3 protein-coding genes are annotated in these 3266 nt (G+C 60.9%); 2 read left to right on the top strand and 1 reads right to left on the bottom strand.

Features of this window, described 5'->3' with window-relative positions:
* The first annotated feature begins 174 nt into the window (after positions 1 to 174).
* Positions 175 to 1742, top strand: a protein-coding gene (locus RBT54_RS18365; RefSeq protein WP_320368422.1) for an IS3 family transposase whose coding sequence is annotated in 2 segments (ribosomal slippage) — positions 175 to 613 and positions 613 to 1742 — 1569 coding nt in all. Because the reading frame shifts where the segments join, the coding sequence is not laid out codon by codon here.
* 77 nt (positions 1743 to 1819) lie between these two features.
* Here the strand turns inward: RBT54_RS18365 and RBT54_RS18360 are convergent.
* On the bottom strand, positions 1820 to 2848 hold the full coding sequence (locus RBT54_RS18360) for an IS630 family transposase (protein ID WP_320368421.1): 1029 nt from the start codon (positions 2846 to 2848) through the stop codon (positions 1820 to 1822).
* 64 nt (positions 2849 to 2912) lie between these two features.
* On the opposite strand from RBT54_RS18360, the gene RBT54_RS18355 reads away from it, so the two are divergent.
* On the top strand, positions 2913 to 3266 hold a 354-nt coding region (locus RBT54_RS18355), incomplete at its 3' end, for a hypothetical protein (RefSeq protein ID WP_320368420.1).

Genomic DNA, 3266 nt, shown 5'->3' with positions numbered 1-3266 from the left:
GACGTGTGCTCTTCCGATCTGGGTTGGGCGTCTCAGCGTTCATAGAACCACTCCATGAACTCACCGGCTACTTCGGGCGAAAGCTCCAAAACAGCTTCGGCAACTGCCCCCTGAGTCAGAATTGTTGTCGCCTCGTTAGAATCACAAACCCGGGGGCGATAGTGGAAGAACGAAGTGGCGAGATACGGACAAGCCTTCAAGGACAAAGCAGTGGCGCGGTTGTTGCCGCCTGAGAGTGCTTCACTGGAATCGGTTGCACGGGATCTGAGCATCTCGGCGCCGACCTTGGAGCGTTGGCGTGCGGATGCGCTGTCCAGGCCCGCTCGCGAGCGGGCTTGGACAGCAGCGGCTCGGTTCGAGGCGGTGCTGGTGACCGCGGCGATGGACGAGGCAGGTAAGAATGCGTGGTGCCGTGAGCGCGGGGTGTATCCGCTGGAACTGGAGCAATGGCGCCAGGCGGCGACCCAGGCACTGGCTGAGCCCGAGGACGCACGCGCCAGCCATCGCGAGACGAAAGCCGACCGGCGGCGCATCAAGGAATTGGAGCGCGAGTTGCGGCGCAAGGACAAGGCGCTGGCCGAGACCGCCGCCTTGCTGGTGCTGTCAAAAAAACTCGAGGTGATCTTCCACAAGGACAGGGACGAGGACGCATGATCGGCCTGGAGGATCGCCGGACATTGGTCCGAAACATTGAAGTGGCCCATAGCGCTGGCGCCCGATTGCAGCCGGCCTGCCAGACGGCGGGGATTACGGTGCGCACGTTGCAGCGCTGGAAGACGCAAGGCGGGCTCGTGGTAGGCGACAAGCGCCCCGACGCCGAGCGGGCCTTGCCCGGCCATACGTTGAACGAGGACGAACGCGCGCGGATTCTGGCGGTGGCCAATGAACCACGGTTTGCGGCCTTGCCTCCGGCACGCATCGTGCCGACACTGGCCGACGAGGGCGTGTATCTGGCCAGCGAATCGAGCTTCCAGCGCATCCTGCGCGCGCATGGACAGAACCGCCACCGTGGTCGTAGCCGGGCACCGCAGCCGTCGCGTCGGCCCACCACGCACATCGCCACGGAGCCCGGGGAGGTCTGGTGCTGGGATATGACCTACTTGCCCGCGCAGGTGACGGGAGCTTGGTTCTACCTTTACCTGATCATGGATTTGTACAGCCGCAAAATCGTAGGCTGGGAGGTCCATGCCAACGACGACGCCGACCACGCGGCCCATCTCGTGAAGCGCACCGCGCTGGCCGAGCGGGTGCATGCGATGGCCGCCAAACCGGTGCTGCACGGCGACAATGGCAGCACGCTCAAGGCCACCACCGTGCTTGCCATGCTCCACTGGCTCGGGGTCAAACCGTCGTACTCCCGGCCTCGGGTCTCGGACGACAACCCCTTCGTGGAGTCGTTGTTCAAAACCGCCAAGTATCGCCCGGAATTCCCCGTGCGCGGATTTGCCGATCTGGATGAGGCACGCACCTGGGCAGCTGACTTCGCTCACTGGTACAACTTCGAGCATCGGCACAGCGGCATCCGTTATGTCACACCAGCGCAGCGCCACGCCGGTGCGGATCGGGCGATCCTGGCCGCGCGTCACCAGACCTACCTGCAGGCGCGCGAACGCAACCCACGGCGCTGGTCGGGTCAAACGCGCGACTGGTCGCACATCGGCGGCGTCACCCTCAACCCGGAGCGTGACTCCGTCGTCAATGCGGCACTTCATGCTGACGACATAATTGAGTTAGTTGCATGAGTCAGGCGACAACAATCTTGACTTGCTCCGGTTCAGTTCAACAAGGCTTACTAACCCGTACGTTGGTAAGCGGACATTCATGAAATGACGTACCGTGTGCTTGGGTGTCGGAAAAAGGCACGCACAAGGTCGGGCATTTTTTGCAATGACCGCAGGAACCCGACTGCGATCTTTTTCATCTGGTCGGGGCCTTTGATGATGCTGCGTCCCATCTTGTGGTGCTTCAGGTGAGCCCAGACGTGCTCGTCTGGATTCAGGTCGGGGGAGTAAGACGGAAGCCTGAACAGGCGCAAGCTCCCCTTTGTTTTCTCGACGAAAGCTTTGACCTTGGCGCTGCGATGGACCGGGTGGCCGTCAACGATCAAGAACACGGGCTTCTCGCGCCCATTGATCAGCCGTTTGAGGAATTCGATGAATACGTCTGCCGTGACGTTGCCTTCTGTGCACATGAAGCGCAACTGTCCTTTCGGGCTGATGGCCGAGATCAGATTCACTTTGAACCGCGCACCGGTACCCTTGACGATGGGCGTTTGCCCGGTCGGCGCCCAAGTCGTTCCACTATGGTAGTCAGAGCGGACCTGAGCTTCGTCGGCAAAGAAGATCTCCGCATCTACGGCTTTGGCCTCGGCTCGAATACGCGGGAATTCGTTCGTGATCCAGTCCGAAACGAGCTCGGGATCGCGTTGGTAGGCCCGCACCAGCGGGCGCTGCGGCGACAAGCCCAGCTTTCTGAGCAGCCGACCCACACTTACCTCGGACAGCGCCACGCCGAACTGTTGTCGGATCAAGGTTCTCACCATCGCCCGGGTCCACAAAGCAAACTCGAACTTGAACTGCTCGGGGCTCGACATCGTGATTGTGCGGTAAAGCCAATCCAGCGCCTTACCATCGAGCTTGGGCGTTCGCCCTGGAACAGGCTTCGCACGCAGTGCCTCAAGCCCGCCTTCCCGGTAGCGCGCAAGCCACTCGTAGATTCGACCACGCGAAAATCCCAGCGCCTGGATGACCACTTCCGGAGATTCACCGGCTTCGACCCGCTGCACGGCCCGAATCCGAATCTCCTCCATCGCCTCGTGCGATATCGAACGACCGTCTCTCTTGCTCATGCCGCATTATCGCATCCCGACAAGAAATGTCCGCTAACTTATGTACTGATTAGTATTTCAGGCCTTGCTGTCCCTTGAACTGACCTCAGCCTTCTTTAAACGTGATTTTCTCGCGGCCTTCATTGGTCATCTCGGAGAAACCGGGAATTGGCTTCAGGCTCTCAACCAGTTGGCCTTCAATGGCTTGGTCGAGGGGCTTCAGATTCGGTTCCCGCTCACGTGGTCAGACCGGGCAGCGAAAATCGCCAATATCGTAGGCTGGACCGTGACTCCCGAATCCCCAAGGGGCAACCCGCAGATGGCTGGGGCGATCCTCGATTTTTGGACTAGCGACTGGGTCGCCACTGGAAAGCGCCTTCGAAGTGGCGAAGCGCTCCTTAAGCCCGAGCTATTTGAGCGCCCCTTCATCAAGCAGGGC

It is taken from the genome of Thauera sp. (genome assembly GCF_034003485.1).
In the GTDB taxonomy this organism is placed as follows: Bacteria; Pseudomonadota; Gammaproteobacteria; order Burkholderiales; family Rhodocyclaceae; genus Thauera.
This window is presented reverse-complemented; position numbering and strand designations above follow the sequence as displayed.